The sequence below is a fragment of the Enterobacter sp. SLBN-59 genome (assembly GCF_024807915.1).
GTDB classification, from domain to species: domain Bacteria; phylum Pseudomonadota; class Gammaproteobacteria; order Enterobacterales; family Enterobacteriaceae; genus Enterobacter; species Enterobacter asburiae_B.
Genome location: NZ_JANUFI010000001.1, coordinates 693,311 through 710,096 on the forward strand (window position 1 = coordinate 693,311; position 16,786 = coordinate 710,096).

The 16,786-nt window shown below is 59.0% G+C and carries 12 protein-coding genes; 3 read left to right on the plus strand and 9 right to left on the minus strand.

The genetic code is table 11. The annotated features are described in order from the left end of the window. Positions 1-29: 29 nt before the first annotated feature. The 3 genes from M2422_RS03230 to dsbG are packed head-to-tail and all read left to right on the plus strand — an operon-like array spanning position 30 to position 3,473. Positions 30-2,054, plus strand: coding sequence for a protein-disulfide reductase DsbD (locus M2422_RS03230; RefSeq protein WP_064672570.1), 2,025 nt, complete (start codon positions 30-32; stop codon positions 2,052-2,054). Positions 2,055-2,061: 7 nt separating this feature from the next. Then, positions 2,062-2,673, plus strand: a complete 612-nt coding sequence (locus M2422_RS03235; protein ID WP_064672569.1) for a DsbA family protein — start codon at positions 2,062-2,064, stop codon at positions 2,671-2,673. Positions 2,674-2,714: 41 nt separating this feature from the next. After that, on the plus strand, positions 2,715-3,473 hold the full coding sequence (gene dsbG, locus M2422_RS03240; protein ID WP_047060912.1) for a thiol:disulfide interchange protein DsbG: 759 nt from the start codon (positions 2,715-2,717) through the stop codon (positions 3,471-3,473). Positions 3,474-3,512: 39 nt separating this feature from the next. On the opposite strand, the gene M2422_RS03245 is transcribed toward dsbG, so the two are convergent. The 9 genes from M2422_RS03245 to M2422_RS03285 all read right to left on the minus strand — a co-directional run bounded on the left by M2422_RS03245 (position 3,513) and on the right by M2422_RS03285 (position 16,533). Next, positions 3,513-4,805: a glycoside hydrolase family 10 protein gene (locus M2422_RS03245; RefSeq protein WP_033145604.1), complete on the minus strand. Its 1,293-nt coding sequence runs from the start codon at positions 4,803-4,805 to the stop codon at positions 3,513-3,515. Between the two features lie 7 nt (positions 4,806-4,812). Next, complete coding sequence (locus tag M2422_RS03250) at positions 4,813-5,100, minus strand: VF530 family DNA-binding protein (RefSeq protein ID WP_033145603.1); 288 nt, start codon at positions 5,098-5,100, stop codon at positions 4,813-4,815. A 93-nt stretch (positions 5,101-5,193) separates the two neighbouring features. Then, positions 5,194-7,365, minus strand: coding sequence for a glycosyl hydrolase 2 galactose-binding domain-containing protein (locus tag M2422_RS03255; RefSeq protein WP_064672568.1), 2,172 nt, complete (start codon positions 7,363-7,365; stop codon positions 5,194-5,196). After that, the gene (locus M2422_RS03260) at positions 7,362-10,031 is read right to left on the minus strand and encodes a response regulator (protein ID WP_064672567.1); all 2,670 of its coding nucleotides are present in this window, start codon (positions 10,029-10,031) and stop codon (positions 7,362-7,364) included. Before M2422_RS03260 ends, M2422_RS03255 begins: the two co-directional genes overlap by 4 nt. An 11-nt stretch (positions 10,032-10,042) precedes the next feature. After that, positions 10,043-10,468: a globin gene (locus M2422_RS03265; RefSeq protein ID WP_033145600.1), complete on the minus strand. Its 426-nt coding sequence runs from the start codon at positions 10,466-10,468 to the stop codon at positions 10,043-10,045. Further along, positions 10,465-11,859: a DUF3131 domain-containing protein gene (locus tag M2422_RS03270; protein ID WP_064672566.1), complete on the minus strand. Its 1,395-nt coding sequence runs from the start codon at positions 11,857-11,859 to the stop codon at positions 10,465-10,467. The genes M2422_RS03265 and M2422_RS03270 overlap by 4 nt, the downstream gene beginning before the upstream one ends. Beyond that, positions 11,844-13,391 carry a DUF3131 domain-containing protein gene (locus M2422_RS03275; RefSeq protein WP_033145598.1) on the minus strand — a complete coding sequence of 516 codons (1,548 nt, stop codon included), beginning with the start codon at positions 13,389-13,391 and terminating at the stop codon, positions 11,844-11,846. The genes M2422_RS03270 and M2422_RS03275 overlap by 16 nt, the downstream gene beginning before the upstream one ends. Then, on the minus strand, positions 13,388-14,719 hold the full coding sequence (locus M2422_RS03280; RefSeq protein ID WP_064672565.1) for a DUF3131 domain-containing protein: 1,332 nt from the start codon (positions 14,717-14,719) through the stop codon (positions 13,388-13,390). Before M2422_RS03280 ends, M2422_RS03275 begins: the two co-directional genes overlap by 4 nt. Continuing rightward, complete coding sequence (locus M2422_RS03285; protein WP_064672564.1) at positions 14,716-16,533, minus strand: glycosyltransferase; 1,818 nt, start codon at positions 16,531-16,533, stop codon at positions 14,716-14,718. The genes M2422_RS03280 and M2422_RS03285 overlap by 4 nt, the downstream gene beginning before the upstream one ends. Positions 16,534-16,786 lie beyond the last annotated feature (253 nt).

Sequence of the window (16,786 nt, forward strand, 5' to 3'; positions counted from 1 at the left end):
GATAATTTTCACTGTTCACGGAGTAAAACATGGTTAACCTCTTCAGGGGATTCGTCTTCCTGTGGCTGTCCTGCATCGGCATTGTCCATGCGGCGGACACAGGCTGGCTGGTTTCCCCACAAAACGATCACGCCCGCATCCGCTTTCAGGCGGAGAGGGAGCAAACGCACGTTAAAGGCCTGCTCACCGTTGAGCTGAAGCCCGGCTGGAAAACCTACTGGCGATCGCCGGGCGAGGGCGGCGTCGCGCCAAAAATCAGCTGGCCGGAAGGCGTGACGGATAGCTGGTCCTGGCCGGTCCCGTCGCGCTTCGATATCTCCGGCATGACGACGCAGGGCTATCACGATAAGGTCACGATCCCAATTACGCTCAACGGAGTGAAGGGCGACACGCTCGACGGGACGCTCACGCTTTCCACGTGCAGTAACGTCTGTCTGCTGACGGACTACCCTTTGCACCTCGATTTTACCCAGCCGGTAGATGAGGGCTTCAGCAGCGAGTTCGAGCAGGCGATGCGTGCCGTGCCCGGTACGTCAGGCGTATCCAGGGATCTCTCCGCGTGGCTCTCTGGCGACAAGCTGGTGATTACCGGTACGACGGACGGGAAGTGGGATAATCCGGGGATCTACTTTGACCCGCTGGAAGGTGACATTCTTCCCGGCGAGCCGGTCATCAAACACGACGGCAATACCCTTCGGGTGACGGTACCCGTGACCGACGAATGGGGAGACAAGCCCGCCTCGCTGGAAGGCAAGAGGCTGTCGTTTGTGCTGACCAATGGCGGTCACGCGCAGCAAACCACCATGACCGTTGGCGCGACGCCTGCTGCACCTTCTGCGCCTGAAGGGACGGGCAAAATGGTGCTCTTTGCGCTGCTGGGCGGGCTGATCCTCAACCTGATGCCCTGCGTGCTGCCGGTCATGGGCATGAAGCTTAACAGCATCCTGCAGGCGGGTTCGGACAGGCGCGCGATCAGGCTGCGCTTCCTCGCTACCAGCACCGGGATCCTCACCTCCTTTATGCTGCTGGCGGGGATGGTGACCGCGCTGAAGCTGGCCGGGGCGTCGCTGGGGTGGGGCATTCAGTTCCAGAACCCGTGGTTTATCGGCCTGATGGTCGCCGTCACCTTCCTGTTTGCGCTGAACCTGTTTGGCGTGTTTGAGATGCTGCTGCCTTCCGCCGCCACGGGACGGCTGGCGACGGCAGGGGGATCGGGGATTGGCGGCAGCTTTTGCGAAGGGATGTTCGCCACGCTGCTTGCCACGCCGTGCTCCGCGCCGTTCCTCGGTACCGCGGTCGCCTTTGCCCTTGGCGCGCCGCTGCACTCCCTGTGGCTGATCTTCCTGATGCTCGGCGTGGGCATGAGCCTGCCGTGGCTGTTTGTCGCCCTGGTGCCGAAAACGGCCATGCTGCTGCCGAAACCCGGCCGCTGGATGAACACGCTAAAAGTCGTTCTGGGTCTGATGATGCTCGCCTCCAGCCTCTGGCTGGCAACATTGTTGAGCGTGCATCTGGGCGAGGCGGTCAGCCAGATTGTGATGCTGGTGCTGACCGCCGTCGCGCTGGCGCTGTTCGCGCTGAAGGGGCAAAAATCCTCACCGCTGTTCTGGCTCGTGGTTATCGCGCTGTCGGCGTTTGGCGGGTATCAGGCGCGCGGGCTGCTTAACGCGCCGCCTGCCGCTCCGGCACAAAATGCTGCGCAGACTATCCCGTGGCAGCCGCTCAGCGAGGAGGCCATCCAGCAGGCGCTGGCACAGGGGAAACGGGTGTTTGTGGATATCTCGGCGGACTGGTGCGTGACCTGCAAAGTTAACGAGCATCGGGTGCTGAATCAGCCGGACGTTATTGCCGCGCTGCGTCAGCCGGACGTGGTGGCCCTTCGCGGAGACTGGAGCCAGCCGTCCGCGTTTATCGCCGATTTTCTGGCGAAGCGAAACCGTTACGCCATTCCGTTTAACGCGGCGTATGGCCCCGGTCTGCCTGAGGGGGAAATCCTCTCGCCGCTGCTGGACAAGCGCACTCTGATCGCCACCCTGAATAACGCAAAAGGCTAAACGTATTATGAAAAAACTCCTTATTACGCTTCTGCTCCTGCTGGCGCCGGTTCAGGTGTTCGCTGCCCAGCCGCTAACGCTGGACCAGGAGCAGCGTGCGCAGAAGATGGTGTATGATTTTCTGTTTAACGATCCAAACTCCCCGCGCATCGGCGCGAAAAACCCAAAGCTCACCCTGGTGGTGTTTACTGACTACAACTGTCCGTACTGTAAAAAATTCGATCCGTATCTGGAGAAGATCGTCGAAAAACACCCGGACGTGGCGGTAGTCTTTAAGTTTTTACCTTTCCGCTCGGAAAGTTCGCTGACCGCCGCGCGCGATGCGTTAACGCTCTGGCGTCAGGAGCCCGGGCAGTTTATGAAGCTTAACCACACCCTGATGGCAAAAAAGGGGTACCACGATGACGCCAGCATTCAGGAGGCGCAGAAGCGGGCGGGCGTGAGCGTCGCGACGCCGGATGAGGAGAGCCTGATGACGATCAAGCGCAGCCTGATTGTCGCGGAAAAAATGGGGATCCAGGGCACGCCCGCCACGCTCATCGGCGAGGGACTGCTGCCCGGCTGGGTGCCGTTTGAACAGTTCGACGAAATGGTCAGTGACGCACTGAAAAACCGCTAACCTGAAGGGGGCGGAATTCCCCCGACAAACCGGAGAGGGAAATGAAAAAATTACTGTTACTTTCAGCGCTGACGGCGTCAGGGCTGGCGCAGGCGGCTGAAGCCATACCGGACGTGGTGAAGCACTTCAGCGAGCAGCAGAACATTAAAATTATCAAGAAGCTGGATGCGCCCGGCGGCGCACCGGCCTGGCTGGGGCAGTATCAGGACATGGGCGTGACGCTCTTTTTAACGCCGGACGGCAAGCACGTCATCTCAGGCTATCTGTACGATGACAAAGGAAAAAACCTCAGCGAGGGCTATTTCCAGAAAGAGATCTACGCCCCGATGGGACGCGAGATGTGGAAGAACCTCAACGCGGCGCATCCCCTGAAGGAAGGGGCGGATAACGCCCCGCGTAAGGTCTTTGTCTTCGCCGATCCGTTCTGTCCGTACTGCAAGCAGTTCTGGGCCGAAGCGCAGCCGTGGGTGAAGGCGGGCAAGGTGCAGCTCAACACGCTGCTGGTGGCGTTTCTCAACCCCAACAGCGGACGTAACGCCTCGGCGATTCTGAATGCGAAAGATCCGGTTTCGGCCTGGCGCGAATACGAGCTTTCAGGTGGCAAAAAATTACCGAAGCCAGAGGGCGAGGCTTCCCGCGAAACGGTAGCGATCCTGCAGAAGCACCAGACGCTGATGGACAGCCTGGGCGCTAACGCCACGCCGGCCATTTACTATCTGAATGCGGAAAATGAGCTGCAGCAGGTGGTCGGTATGCCGGATGCGCAGCAGCTTGAGGCGATGTTCGGGCCGAAGCCGTAAAAAAACAGGCAGAAACGGGGCGTTTCTGCCTGATGGCATTTAGCTTCCCCAGCGTCCTTTCAGGTAGTTCACCGCCTGCTGGGTCTGCGGCTGGTTCAGGTAATCTTCCCGGAACAGGATGGTGCCGTTCACGTTGGGCAGCGAATCGTTGAGATCGAGCTGCTTTTTCAGCTCCGGCACGCCGCCCTGAACCGTCCAGTCCGGCTCGTTTCTCGACGGCTCGCCCACCTTGTAGAACGCAATGCCGATATACAGGCGAGTGTGGGTTGGCTTCACGACGTCGGCCCACCATTTGGTCAGCACGTCGTAGCGCGCGGCATCCCGGGAGAAGGGCCAGTAAATCTGCGGAGCGATGTAGTCGAGCAGGCCCTGCTGAACCCACTGCCGCGTATCGGCGTAGGACTCATCGTAGGCCGCAGCGCCACGGGTGTCCGAGCCTGCCGGGTCAAAGGAGCGGTTACGCCACACGCCCGCCGGGCTGACGCCAAACTCAACGTCGGGCCTGGTCTGTTTAATCGCACGGGAAACCTGGACGATCAGCTGCTGCGTGTTGTGTCTACGCCAGTCAGCCTTTGAGGCAAATCCCTGGCCGTACTGCCGCCAGGTCTGCGAATCATTGAGCGCGGACCCCGGCGATTCGGCGTAAAAGTAATCATCGAACTGCACGCCGTCTACCGCGTAGTTCGCCACCACTTCGGTCACCACTTTGGTTATCCAGTCGCGCACTTCCGGAATGCCGGGGTCGAGCACAAAGCGATCGCCCGAGATGCGCACCCACTCAGGGTGCTGGACATAGACGCTGGACGGGGTCTGATAGGCGGTCCGGTTCAGGGCGGCGATGGTGGACGGTTTGGTGTTGGTCGACACGCGGTACGGGTTGAACCAGGCATGCACTTTCATGCCGCGCTTGTGCGCTTCATCCAGCATAAACTGCAGCGGATCGTATCCCGGATACTCGCCGATGTTGCCCGTCAGCATATCCGACCACGGCAAAATTTTTGATGACCAGAGGGCCGTGCTGTCCGGCTTCACCTGGAAAAACACAGTGTTAATGCCGAGGCGCTTAAGGTTGTCGAGCTTGCTTGTCAGCGCCTGCTTTTGCATCGCGATGCGCTGGTCCGCGCTGCGGCCGTTCACCGAGGCTACCGGCGGCCAGTCGAGACGAGAGACGGTTGCCAGCCAGATCCCGCGCATCGGCTCGTTTGCCTGCTGCGTCGGTTTGCTCGCGGTGGGAAGAGGGGTAACCAGTGATTTCGGCGGTTTGGAGGAGCAGCTCACAAGTAAAAGCGCGCAGGCAGCCAGCGCACCAATCCGTTTTACGTGTCGCGTCATTTGCGTATTAGCTCTTGATAATCCGACTGTTGGCCCAGGGATTAAAGGCGGGCGCCGCCTGTTCTGTGCTTACCTCATCGTTGAGGGAGTCCAGATACAGGGCTTCCACTTCCGCGCGCGCCCACGGGGTGCGGCGCAGAAACTTCAGGCTCGATTTAACGCTGGGATCTTTTCTGAAACAGTTAATTTTGATTCGGTCGCCCAGTTCGCTCCAGCCGTATTTTGCCACCAGGGCATTGACCATCATCTCCAGCGTTACGCCATGCAAAGGATCTTTGGAAATATGTGCAGTCATAGGTGTCCGGATGTCTCAATGTTTGTGGGGGCAGGGTTTCCGGTGAAAGGGTACAAGAAAGCAGGGGAAGCGGCAATTTTCCTTTTCCCTCGCTCATTTTATGACGGACTCCGTGCGCTGATTTTCACCAACCCTTTTTCCCGCCTTGTTTTCAATCGTAAACCCGATCGACACCTCATCCTGACCCACGGGCGTGACCGTTAGCGTTTTGACCATTGTTCCCGAATCAGCGGGGATCGTCATCGTCATCGTCCCCTTTGCCAGCACCTTATCGCGCTGGGTGATACGCCATGACAGACGGCACTCGCTGCACGGTTTCCAGGTGTCGTTGATGGCCCAGAGACGCACGGTCGCCGCCGTGCCGGATTTCCACTGCGGGGTGACCGGTTCAATTGAAGGCAGAACAGGCTGGTAGGCGCGTTTTAACGCGTAAAAACCGGCTTTAGGCTTACGGAGATAATCCACCACGCCCCAGTTGATGGAGGGCCAGGTCTCGACAAACATAAAGTGAAACAGGGCCGTCACCGGCTGGTAGCGCTGTCGGCGGTAGCTCTCGGCCGCCGTGGCCACCAGCCGCGCCTGATACGCCTGGGTATTGCGGATCATTTCCTGAATGTTGTTTCCGCGCGGTATACCGGCAAATTTAAACGTCTGAAAGGGCTGGAAGTTATGGTATTTCCAGACGCTCCAGCCGGGATCGTCGGCGGCGGTCGTTTTGGGCCAGAGATACGCAGCCGGGATGATGGTTTTTAGCGTGGACAAGCGGGGCAGCGCCTGCGCGCCAAACTCGGTAATGATCCCCGTTTTAGCTGGCGCCAGCAGGTCGCGCACGGTACCGAAGTACCAGCCCGCCCAGTAGTGCTCCTCAACGGCGGAGAAGCGGTGCACGATGCGGGAGCTATCTTCGGCAAGCGTGTCCGCCACCTGCTGAGTGAGCTCGCGGTTGAGGTTTTTGTTCCAGTCCGGGAAGCGTTTTTCCATCCACGGCGAATTCCAGGGCGGTTCGTTATGGCCGCCCCAGACGATGATGGCGGGTGAGTTGCCAAACTGTTCGATCATCTCCCGCGTCTGTCGAACCGCATTTTTGGTAAAGGCGTCGCTGCTGTCGTAGCCCCACTGCAGCGGAACATCCTGCCAGATCATCATGCCCATTTCATCGGCAACGTCATACAGCGCGCGCCCGGCAACGTGTCCGTGCACGCGAATGGCGTTGGCGTTCATGGCTTCTGCCAGACGAAGATCGCGACGATATTTTTCTCGCGTCATGGTTCCGAGCCAGGGAGAGCCAATGTAATTGCTGCCCTTAACAAAAAGGCGCCTGTCGTTGATGAGCCAGCCTTTGTTGTCTGGCTGCTCAGCGATCTTGCGCAGTCCGGTACGGGTGACTGCCGTATCCATTAACCCTTTTTCATCCCGTAATGAGACGCGAACCTTATACAGGTGGGGTTTCCCGGTGCCGACCGGCCACCACAGTTTTGCCGCAGGCATGGGCAGCGTAACACGCGCGGAATGGGCGCCGCTTTCCAGGGTAACCGGAAAGTCTGCCTGGAAGCGTTTGCCGCTGAAATTGGCGGGCGTGGCGGTGAGCCGCACGGTTGCCGGGCCCTGACCGAGCGCGCGATAGCGAATCTCAGCCTTCAGTTCAGGGCTTTTCAGCCCCTGGGACCAGTCAGGCCGAAGGATGATTTCATCCAGGGTGGCGCCCCGGCTCAGATGCAGCCTGACCGGCGCCCAGATGCCGCCAGAGTTGGCGTCCTGTCCTTCCGGCGACCAGGCGCCGCCGGGACGCGTGTCATGCTGATTAAGAATCCCCTTCATGACCGTTTTATGCAGCGGCCAGACCTTATGCGGATCTTCGTAAGGGCTATCCACCCGAACCACCAACTGGTTGTGACGTTGTAACGCAGCGCTGGCGTCCAGCGAAAAGCGCTGAAAATAGCCCTCGTGCTTGCCCAGCGGCTGGCCGTTTAGCGTCACATCGGCAAGATAATCGACGCCGTCAAACACCAGGGTGCTCATCACGTCGGGCGGTTGAAGGGGGAGCGTAAATGCGTGCTTATACCACAGCGCGCCCTGATGATCGTACCCCGCGCTGTACCAGTTGGCAGGGACTTTCAGCCCGCGCCAGCCTGACGCGGGAGGAGGCGTGCCGTCGTTGGCGTCCTGAACCCGCCAGGTGCCAGCCAGTGACCAGCTGACCGGTGTCGGGTTCGCCGCCAGCGGTGGAATAAACAGCGCAAAGAGCAGCGCGCAGCTACGGGTCATGGTTCGTTTACCCCTCGCGCGTTGAGCCACGCCATCAGGCGCTGCGATTCCATTTGAAGACGCCGGTTTAGCGTCGCAAGCTGTTGCCTGTCCTGCGTGTGCGCCTCGTTCTCCAGCGCCTGCAGCTGACGGGCGAGCAGCCCGAAATCCAGCGTGACGGCTTCTCCGCGCAGCTTGTGGGCCGCGCGGCGCAGCGCTTCGCGGTCATCGTTGTCGATAGCCCGGGCGATCGCTCTCATGGCCTCCTCCAGCCCTTCGCCAAACAGGGCCAGCAGCTCCTGTACCAGGACAGGGTCGTCAGCGCACTGTTTCAGCAGGCGCGCTTCGTCAGGAAAAACGGGGGAATCATCATGACGCTCGAGCACGCGAGCAATCTCCTCAGCGAGACGCTCCTGGCTGATGGGCTTGGCAATATAGCCGTCGAAGCCCATGTTAAGACAGCGCTCTTTATCCCCCTGCATAGCGTGTGCGGTCATGGCGACGGCAGGCTGAGCCGGTCCGGGCCGGGAGCGTTCCTCCTCGCGAAGCAGGCGAATGGCGGTTTCACCGTCCATCTCTGGCATCTGGAGATCGATAAGCAGAACGTCCCAGACGCCCGCGCGCCAGCGCTCAAGCAGCGTGACGCCGTTATCGACGATCTGACAGGCATGGCCGAGGCGTTCCAGCAGGCGCGCGGCGACCTTCTGATTGACCAGATTATCTTCAGCCAGCAGGATCCGCAGCCCCGTAGCGCCCGGGGCGGCGACGGGGGCGGGGGCGGTTTCCCCCACGGTCTTCGGCGCACGTTCAAACGCCGAGGCAATCGCCTGATGCAGCTCGTCCTGAGCGATAGGCTTATGCAGATAGTTTTTGATGCCGATCCGCTTCAGCATATTGATATCAAAATGTCGGCTCATGGAGCTCAGCATGATGATATGGCTTTCAGAAATCTGCGGCAGCACCGAAAGCTCAAGGGCCAGCGACACGCCGTCCATATCCGGCATCTGCGCGTCCAGCAGGATCAGCGGCCATGCCGTTCCGGTTTTAACCCGGTTGATGGCCTCACTGGCGTTGTTAACGCAGGTGGGTTTCAGCCCCATCTGGCTCAGCATGGCGGCCAGCAGCCGGAGGTTAGTTTCGTTATCATCCACCACCAGCACGGGTTCACCGCTAAAGCGCTGGCTACGCGGGCGTTCCTCCGGGGCAAGAAACTGCGTTGCAAGCGGCAGGGCGAACGAAAATTCGCTGCCTTTCCCCGGCTCGCTGGTGACCGTTAACTCGCCGCCCATGGCCGCAACCAGCCGCGCCGAGATGGTTAATCCGAGCCCCGTGCCGCCGTAGCGGCGGGTGGTTGAGTTATCCGCCTGGCTGAAGGCTTCAAAAATGGCCTTCTGCTTTTCAGCCGGGATGCCAATACCGCTGTCGCGCACCCGAAAACGCCAGTAGTCCTCGCTATCGCCGGGCTCAACAACCAGGATGACTTCCCCCTGGTGCGTAAATTTCAGCGCGTTGCCCAGCAGATTGGTCAGGATCTGGCGCAGCCGCGCGCCGTCGACCATCAGCACGTCGGGGACGTCTGGGGCAATATCAACCAGAAGCTCAATGCCTTTTTCGCTCGCGCCCGGCATATGCGGGCGAATAAGCGACTGGATAAAGGGGCGGACAGGGACAGGTTCCGCCTCCAGCTCCACTTTGCCAGCTTCAATACGGGAAAAGTCGAGAATATCGTTGATGATATGCAGCAAAGACTGGGCCGAACTCATCACCAGCGTCAGGTAATCGCGCTGATCGGCGTTGAGAGTTGTGTCAAGGCACAGCTGGGTCATGCCAATAATGCCGTTCATCGGGGTGCGGATTTCATGACTCATGTTTGCCAGAAATGCACTTTTAGCCTCATTGGCTTTTTGTGCCTCAATGGCCGAGGTGAACGCCTGTATTTCAGCCTCCTTGCGCCGCGTAATATCCTGCAGCGTGCCAATCACGCGCTCGGCGTTTCCCTCAATAGAGAGCGTGACCACCTGGCCGGAGAGCAGCATCCAGCGCAGTCCTTCGGTAGGGTGATGCACGCGAATTTCACATTCAAAGACCGGACGATGATCCTGCTTCGAAGCGTGCAGCGCCTTGCGCAGCGCAGCGCGATCGTTCTCGTGGACCTGATTGAGCAGAAAACGCACCGGATATCGCCACTGGGTGCGCGACTGGCCCAGCATGGCAAGCAGGGTGTCGTTAACCTGTAACGCGTCGCCAGAAACCTGCCAGTCCCAGATCCCAATATGAATGGATTCCGCCGTCAGCAGAAAATCGTCGTGCAGCTGGTGACGCGCGCGCTGCGCTTCATCCAGCTCTGTAATATCGCTGTGCAGGCTGACAATACCGCCGTCCGCCAGGCGCTGATGCTGGACGAAGATACGCCGCTGGCCCGCCTGCCGAACCTCACAGTGTTTATCCTGCCGACAGTTGCGAATAACCGACTCGCGCAGCGTCTGACGAAGGCCGGGGTCGACGTTATAAACGGCGTCGATAAAGCGTTCCGCCAGCGCTTCAAGCGTTGTGCCCGCCTTCAGCCACGGGGTGATGACCGGATAAAAAAGGGCCACGTTGTAATTCCAGGCCTGCAGGCGTTCATCGCGGTCATAAATCATGACGGCAGCTGGCAGCGCGTTAAGATCGTATGTAAATGCGCTCATCGTGATCCTCCCTACGCGCGGTAGTGCAGTTCGGCCTGTCGGCGCAGGTATTCCAGCCCGGGCGCTATCGCCATCGCCCAGGCCGTCAGGATCTCATCGTCGCACTGCGGGTCGCGCTCGCTGACCGCGCTCAACATCGCTTCTCGCCAGAGCGCGAAAAATCGTGGGGGGAGGTGCAGGCCGTCGTCGCTTTGCTCCCGCGCCAGACGCTCGAGAAAATCAGGGACGATCAGGGCGCCGTCCACCGCAAGCATGGCGAAGAAACTTTTAAACAGGGTTTGCTGACCCTCTCGATCCGGCAGGCGAGAAAAATGTTGCTGCGTCTCGGGTGACATATGGACGAAGGCGTCATAGAACGTCTGAAAAAACGCTGTTTTGTCATTATTCGGAAAAACGCGGTTCAGACTGGATTCAAACAGATCGCGGTAAAACTTCACGGCGTCCTCCTTGCGGCGTTTTCGCCCGGCAGACAGTGCCCGACTGGCGTATATTCCTCTGCCACACGGCGCGTAAAGTAGCTCTCTTTCTTAGACCGGCGGGCGTCAAACAGCGGCCCGGCGTTGTGCTTAAAGAAAAGGGCTTCCAGAACCGTGGCATTGGTAGAAAGGGTCAGGGAGGCGTTGGTATCGCCCGTGGCTTCAAGGCGGCCTTCGTACCAGCCTTTCTGCGGATCGTTAAGGTGCTCGGTGACCGACATCAGCACGTCGGTATAAGGGGTGTCCCACAAGGCCCACAGCGCAAAGACCGCTTTTGTCGACACCTGCGCGAAGCGGGTGTAATCCCGGCCATCGTCGCCAACAGAGTTCCAGGCATAGCCATTTCCCCAGACCGTATCCTGTATATGCCAGGGCGCCTGTGGGAGCGCAAAATCTGCCCTTGCCGTCAGGATCTTATCGGTATCCCAGCGCGTTTTCTGGCTGAGCCAGACGTTTTCGGCCTGCTTGCGCAGGCGCTTTTGCCGATCGGCCGCAACGCCCTCTGGCTCCCAGCCAAACTCCAGGCCCGGCAGCATATAGGGAAGGGTAGTTATCAGGGAGGGCTGCCACGTGGTACGCGGATCGCGGGCATCCACAGCAAGCCGCCGCTGGGCGATGATGACGTGGTGCGCCGGGGGCGTAAACGCTTTATCCGGGGAAAATCCCCACAGATGAAACGCCGTCGCGGCATATTCGCTTTCGCCCAGGCGCAGCTCCTCACGGACCACCGGCTGGCCGTTTTGCAGGGAAGAGGACCACAGTTCGCCTTCAGCATCGATGACCGGGCAGAAGTTCCAGCGCAGAATGATTTTATCCAGATACTCGCTGTACTGCGGCTCCCGCTCAGCGGTGAGGCGCAGGGCGAGCATCAGGCGAGCCATGTCGCGCGCGGACCAGCCATTTTTAGCGGGCTTGCCGCTAAAGTCGATCGTCGCTGCCGTCTGGCTGGAATAGAGCCGTCCTGGCGTCCGGGTCTCGGTCAGCATCAGGCGGTTGAGAGTGCCCATCAGCCGCGTCAGGCGGGCGTCATACTCGGCCTCATCAATCAGCCCCAGCTCTTTTGCCGCCAGCAGGGCGATAAGCGTATCGCCCATTTGCCAGAGCGTGACGCGGGGCTGTTTGTCGCTTCCGTTGACCAGTCCGGTTTGCGGCTGGGTATTGTTGACGAAATAGCGCCAGGCGATCGCCGCCCATTTCTGTTCTTCCGGCGTCAGGGCAGCGATACGCGCGCTGGAGTGCCAGCCGCCATTGATTAGCCAGCGCCAGCCAGCCCCCTGATGGCCAAACAGAGCAAAGATGACCACACCTGCGAGGAGTAATCCCGCGAGCCCTCTGGCTAAGGTTTTAAGCATTGCGCAGTCACCGGAGGCAGTTTAACCGGCTCGTCCGCGCTGCATGACGCGCACTGACAGGCCTGGCAGGCGGGTTTGGTGCGCTGCGTGACGCCGGTCCGGTCGCACCAGCTTTTTACGGCCGGCGTGCTGGCAAGGAACGGACGGCTGCGCAGGGCGTTGTTCTCTTCAAACTGATCGAGCAGCTTTTGATCCCACAGCGACGGCGCAAAATCCTTGCTCTTCGGGTTATCGGTGTTGAAGGCCAGCAGTTTCCCCTCTTTTTTGAACAACAGGGCCTCCAGCATGATGCCGTTATTGTTCGCGGTGAACTCCTTGATCGGCCCGTCGCCGTTTTCATACAGCCCTTCGTAGTAGCCTTTTCCCTCTTCGTTGGCATTCTCAATGGTGTTCAGCAGGCGATCGGTATAAGGCGAGTTCCACAGGACCCACATTCCCAGCGCCGCCTTCAGTGAAATTGCGGCAGCGTTAGGGACGAATTGTCCTTTGTCGGTAATGGTGTTCCAGTTGTACCCGTCGCTGAAGACGGTGTCATAGACGAAGTATGGCGCTTTATCGAGCTGGTGCTCAGAGCGCGCGGTGAGGACGCCGGTGATGGTGTAGCGGTTCTCCTGAGCCTGATAAACGCGATCGGCAAAGTTTTTCATCCACGTCAGGGAGTAGTCGCGCGGAGCGTTATCCCGATCGGTCGGTTTATCGAAGCCGAACTCCAGACCGTAGAGCAGGTAGGATTCCGTCACCACATAGTTATGCTGAGACGTGTTGCGCGGGTCGCGTGAATCATACGGAACCAGCACGCAGTAGATTTCGGCCAGCTCGTACGGCTGCGGACGGCTGGCTTTACAGGTATTGAACCCCCACAGCTGGTAGCCCGCCGCGCCGTACTCTTCATAGCCCAGCCGGCCTTCCTGAACATACTTCGGCTGGCCGTTCTCCAGATAGGCTCCGTACAGCGTGCCGCAGGGGTCGATCGCATGGCTGAAATCCCAGCCGAGCACCACGTTATCAACGCTGTTGCCGTATTCCGGGTAACGTTCTTTGATGATTTTCAGCCAGACCAGCATTCGCCCGATATCCAGAGCCGAGAAGCCAATTTCGCCGGGCTTGTTGGTATAGTCCACTTTCTGGCCGCTGATGGTGTTATAGGCTTTGTTGGGCAGCTCGTTGCGGAACAGCACCAGGGTGTTTAGCGTGGCGAGAAATTTCAGCATCCGGCGATCGAATTCTGCTTTATCAATGATCCCCAGCTCGCGCGCCGCCGTCAGTGCGGCCAGATAGGAGGCGCTGTCCCACATGGTGGTGGAAGGATATTTATTAACCGCATTCACCAGCCCCGTCGTGGGCTGATAGTTTGAGACGAAATACTGCCAGGCGTTTTTCGCAATGGTCATCTCTCGGGCCGTCAGCTCGCCGCTGCGAGGGGAGTAACCAGATGCAGGCAACCCGGTTTCCGCGCGCGCGGTCGAGAGCGCCAGCCAGCAGATCGTTATTCCCGTGAGCAGGTAGAAAAGGATCGGGGATCGTGGCTTCATGGCGTTGCTCCTGCGGGAGTGGATGAATGGGGGGCCGTGTGAAGGCAGGCCAGACAGAGCATCTGGCCGTGCGCGATATACGACAGACTTTCCAGTACGATGGCGTTGGTGTCGGCGTCCACGACGCTGTTAACGCTGTTATTAAGATTGAAACCGCGCTGCCAGCCTTTACCCGGCACCAGAAGCGGCAGAACCTGCTGGCGCAGCGCCTCGCTCCAGCTGTTGCGGAACAGGGCATACCAGGCAAATGCGGTGCGGGTGGAGGCGATCGCGACTTTCTCCGGCACTTCGTCACGCAGGGCGCGCGCCTGTACCGGCTGCCTGTTTGGCAGATCGGTAACGTAATCCGGTGCCGGTTCGGCATAATCCGTGCTGATAGGAGGTTTTGGTGAGCGCAGGCCGTGGCGCCGCTGCTGGATCTGCATAATCCGCCACGCAATTTCAGCGCTCTGCGCGTCAAAACCCAGTTCGAGTCCGGTTAGCAGATAGGGCAGACTGATCAGGGAGGTCTGCTTGCCCCAGGGCGTGCGCAGCCCTTCATCGGGAACCATGATCCCATCCAGGTCGATCATCTTTTGCCCTTCGGGCGGATTGGTGACCGCCAGTCCCGCCGCACTGTCAATTAAGCGCAGCGTATGGCTGGCATAGAGCCGATAGCCAAAGCTGTCCCGCTGTTCGTCATTGGTCAGAGTCCAGTGATGGAGCGGCACGGCCGCCTGGCTTTGAGTGCTGCTTTCGATCAGCGTGCCGGTGCTCCAGACGCTAAACAGATCGCGGATGGCCGCCGCGTGCTGAGGATAGCGCCAAAGGAGAGTCTGAAGCGCCGTCAGCAGGCGGCTCAGGCCTATTGCGGATGCGTCAGGTTTTCCCAGAATTTTGAGGGTGTCCGCATGGTAATACGCGGCAGGGAGGCCTTTCTCATTAAGCGGCAGCTGCCCCAGCGTAAACAGGGCCGCGCTGACCCTCTCGTCAAACTCATCGGTGGAAATGATATTGAGCTGCTCTGCGGCAGCGGCCGCAAACAGGTAGCTTCCCACGCTCCAGAGGCTCAGCCAGGGCTCACCGTCGCTGGCGTTCGCCAGGCCGTTTGGCTGGGTATTATTCACGTAGTATTGCCAGGCTACCCGCGCCCAGATGGCCTCGTCATAGGTCAGCTCGCGTTTTTCGGGCAGCGGAGGGAAATCTTTACTGAGCGCGATGCCGCCGCTGCTCTCCACGCGCGAAGGCATTTGTTTCTCAACCCATACCACAATGGCAAAGCCGAGCAGGAACCCCAGCAGAATAGTGAGATAACTGCGCGCGGAAAGCAGGGCATCACGTATTCTCATTGGGTGACCTCATCCTCTTCGGCGGGCGTCCACATGGCTGCGAATATCAGCGGCAGCATGGCGGCGATGTTCACCCCTCCCCAGAAAATATTGATGACGTAGCCGGAAGGGTCGTCGACCTGGCCGCGTGCAACCTGAATCCCTCCCCAGATAAGCCCTGCGAGGGTCAGCACTACGATGGCAATCTGCGGCTTCACCAGATAGAGAAAACGGCCCGTCTGCCGCTCTTTTGGCGTGACGTGAAATTTGATCTGCTCGCCCCGCAGCACCGTATTGAGCGCGCGCAGATTCATGGAAAAGAAGGAGAGGTAGGAGGCCCTGCCGTCCCAGGCCGAAATCCCCCATGTCCCGAACATAAAGGCCAGTTCGGAGAAAATAAAAAAGGGGAGAAAATGGAGATAGAACGGCGTCGACCAGGCCGATACCGGCGGAATACCGGTGAACAGATAAATAATGGGTGAAATCAAAAACACCGTGTTCCATACGCAGGCCATATAGGACCAGAAGGTCGTGGCGTACATCAGCGTCTGGGGGAGTGAAAGCCTGAAGCGACGACGGCTGAAGATATTGTCATGGAACAAAATATCCAGCGAACCTGCGGCATATTTAAAGCGTTGAATCATCCAGGTCAGCATATCCTGCGGAGAGAGCATCTTCGACTCAACGCGCGGGTGCATGACCGAACGCCAGCGTCGTGCGGCGTCACCGTGCAGCAGCACCGAGGTGTAAATATCTTCGGAGACGTGAAATTTGTAGGGCGTTAACTCAGTGTCAAATGCCACGTGGGGGCGCATCGCCTCCTGTAGCGCGCTCCGCGTTTCGTCATCGCGTATGTCGCGGGTATGGCGATGGATCTCCTCTTCGACGGACCAGACGTAGCTTCTCAGCGCGGCCTGCATAACCGCCTCGCGACGGTGGATGGACGCCGCGCCGCAGCAGAATGCGGCGTTGGCCCAGTTGCGCCTCCGCAGGATGACGTCATAGAACATGCGCGGATCGTTAAAAAACGGGTCGCGGCCAACCGTGACCGGGCCGACACACTTTTGGATCAGCCAGCCCAGGCCATAGCCCATTTTTCCGGCTTTCCGCTGGCCCCAGCGCGACAAACTTTCTCCTTCCGGGAGATCGAAGAACCACTGCGGCGTCTGCACCCAGGCCACGTCAGGGTTGCGGAAATAGCCCAGCGTATGGCTGAGAAGGGTGGGAAATACACGGGTATCGGCGTCGCAGATAACAAGAAAATCGCCGTCGGTTTGCTCAAGACCATTGCGCAGGTTACCGGCCTTAAATCCGATGTTGGTCTGGCGACTGATGTAATTGACGCCTTCCTCATCGCAAACGGCTTTCATCTCCGGGCGACGGCCGTCATCGAGGACGTGGATCCGGTAGTCAATCGGGTACGGGTAATCCATATTCAGGGCGTCGCGAATGGACAGCCTCACCAGCTCGGTGTCTTCGGAATAGGTGGCAATGAACAGATCCACCTTAACGGGACGGGGCTCTACTGCCTCCTCCGGTGACAGGCAGTCGTTAATCTCGCTCGGGGGCGGACTCTGGGGAGGATCCTGTTCTTTCCATAAGTTGATGGTAAACAGCACGGTACCGATCCAGGCCAGGGTTTCGGCGAGGACCAGCGGTATGGCGTACCATAACGCGTCCGTGTTCAGGGAGGCGGTCCAGCGCCAGTAAATATAATTTGCGCCCAGAATAAGCGCCGCGACCGCTAACACCTGCCAGGTCATCATTACCCAGCGCGGCGTTTTCAACGGTTCCGGAGGTCGACGATGTTCAAAACGGGAAAAATAAAAATCCATAGTTCCGGCGTTCCTGATTCCGTGAATATGCAGACCCATTCTGCTGCAAAGGCAGTTGCCAGAAGGTCAAAGAAAATAGCGAATAAACAAGATTTAAGGTAAGTGTAGAACGCCGAATAAAAGTGTCCAGCCACGTTCATTACTATTATTTAGTGGTGGTTAATTAATGTTAAATTCTGCTTAATTCGCCTCATCTGTTCACGATAAATTGCGGTTACTATTCCTTTAGGCTATCTACTTTATTTAGACGTTA

Excerpts from the sequence above, each read along its gene's own strand:
- M2422_RS03230 (WP_064672570.1), top strand. The coding sequence starts at position 30 with ATGGTTAACCTCTTCAGGGGATTCGTCTTCCTGTGGCTGTCCTGCATC.
- M2422_RS03235 (WP_064672569.1), top strand. The coding sequence starts at position 2,062 with ATGAAAAAACTCCTTATTACGCTTCTGCTCCTGCTGGCGCCGGTTCAG.
- dsbG (WP_047060912.1), top strand. The coding sequence starts at position 2,715 with ATGAAAAAATTACTGTTACTTTCAGCGCTGACGGCGTCAGGGCTGGCG.
- M2422_RS03245 (WP_033145604.1), bottom strand. The coding sequence starts at position 4,805 with ATGACGCGACACGTAAAACGGATTGGTGCGCTGGCTGCCTGCGCGCTT.
- M2422_RS03250 (WP_033145603.1), bottom strand. The coding sequence starts at position 5,100 with ATGACTGCACATATTTCCAAAGATCCTTTGCATGGCGTAACGCTGGAG.
- M2422_RS03255 (WP_064672568.1), bottom strand. The coding sequence starts at position 7,365 with ATGACCCGTAGCTGCGCGCTGCTCTTTGCGCTGTTTATTCCACCGCTG.
- M2422_RS03260 (WP_064672567.1), bottom strand. The coding sequence starts at position 10,031 with ATGAGCGCATTTACATACGATCTTAACGCGCTGCCAGCTGCCGTCATG.
- M2422_RS03270 (WP_064672566.1), bottom strand. The coding sequence starts at position 11,859 with ATGCTTAAAACCTTAGCCAGAGGGCTCGCGGGATTACTCCTCGCAGGT.
- M2422_RS03275 (WP_033145598.1), bottom strand. The coding sequence starts at position 13,391 with ATGAAGCCACGATCCCCGATCCTTTTCTACCTGCTCACGGGAATAACG.
- M2422_RS03280 (WP_064672565.1), bottom strand. The coding sequence starts at position 14,719 with ATGAGAATACGTGATGCCCTGCTTTCCGCGCGCAGTTATCTCACTATT.
- M2422_RS03285 (WP_064672564.1), bottom strand. The coding sequence starts at position 16,533 with ATGGATTTTTATTTTTCCCGTTTTGAACATCGTCGACCTCCGGAACCG.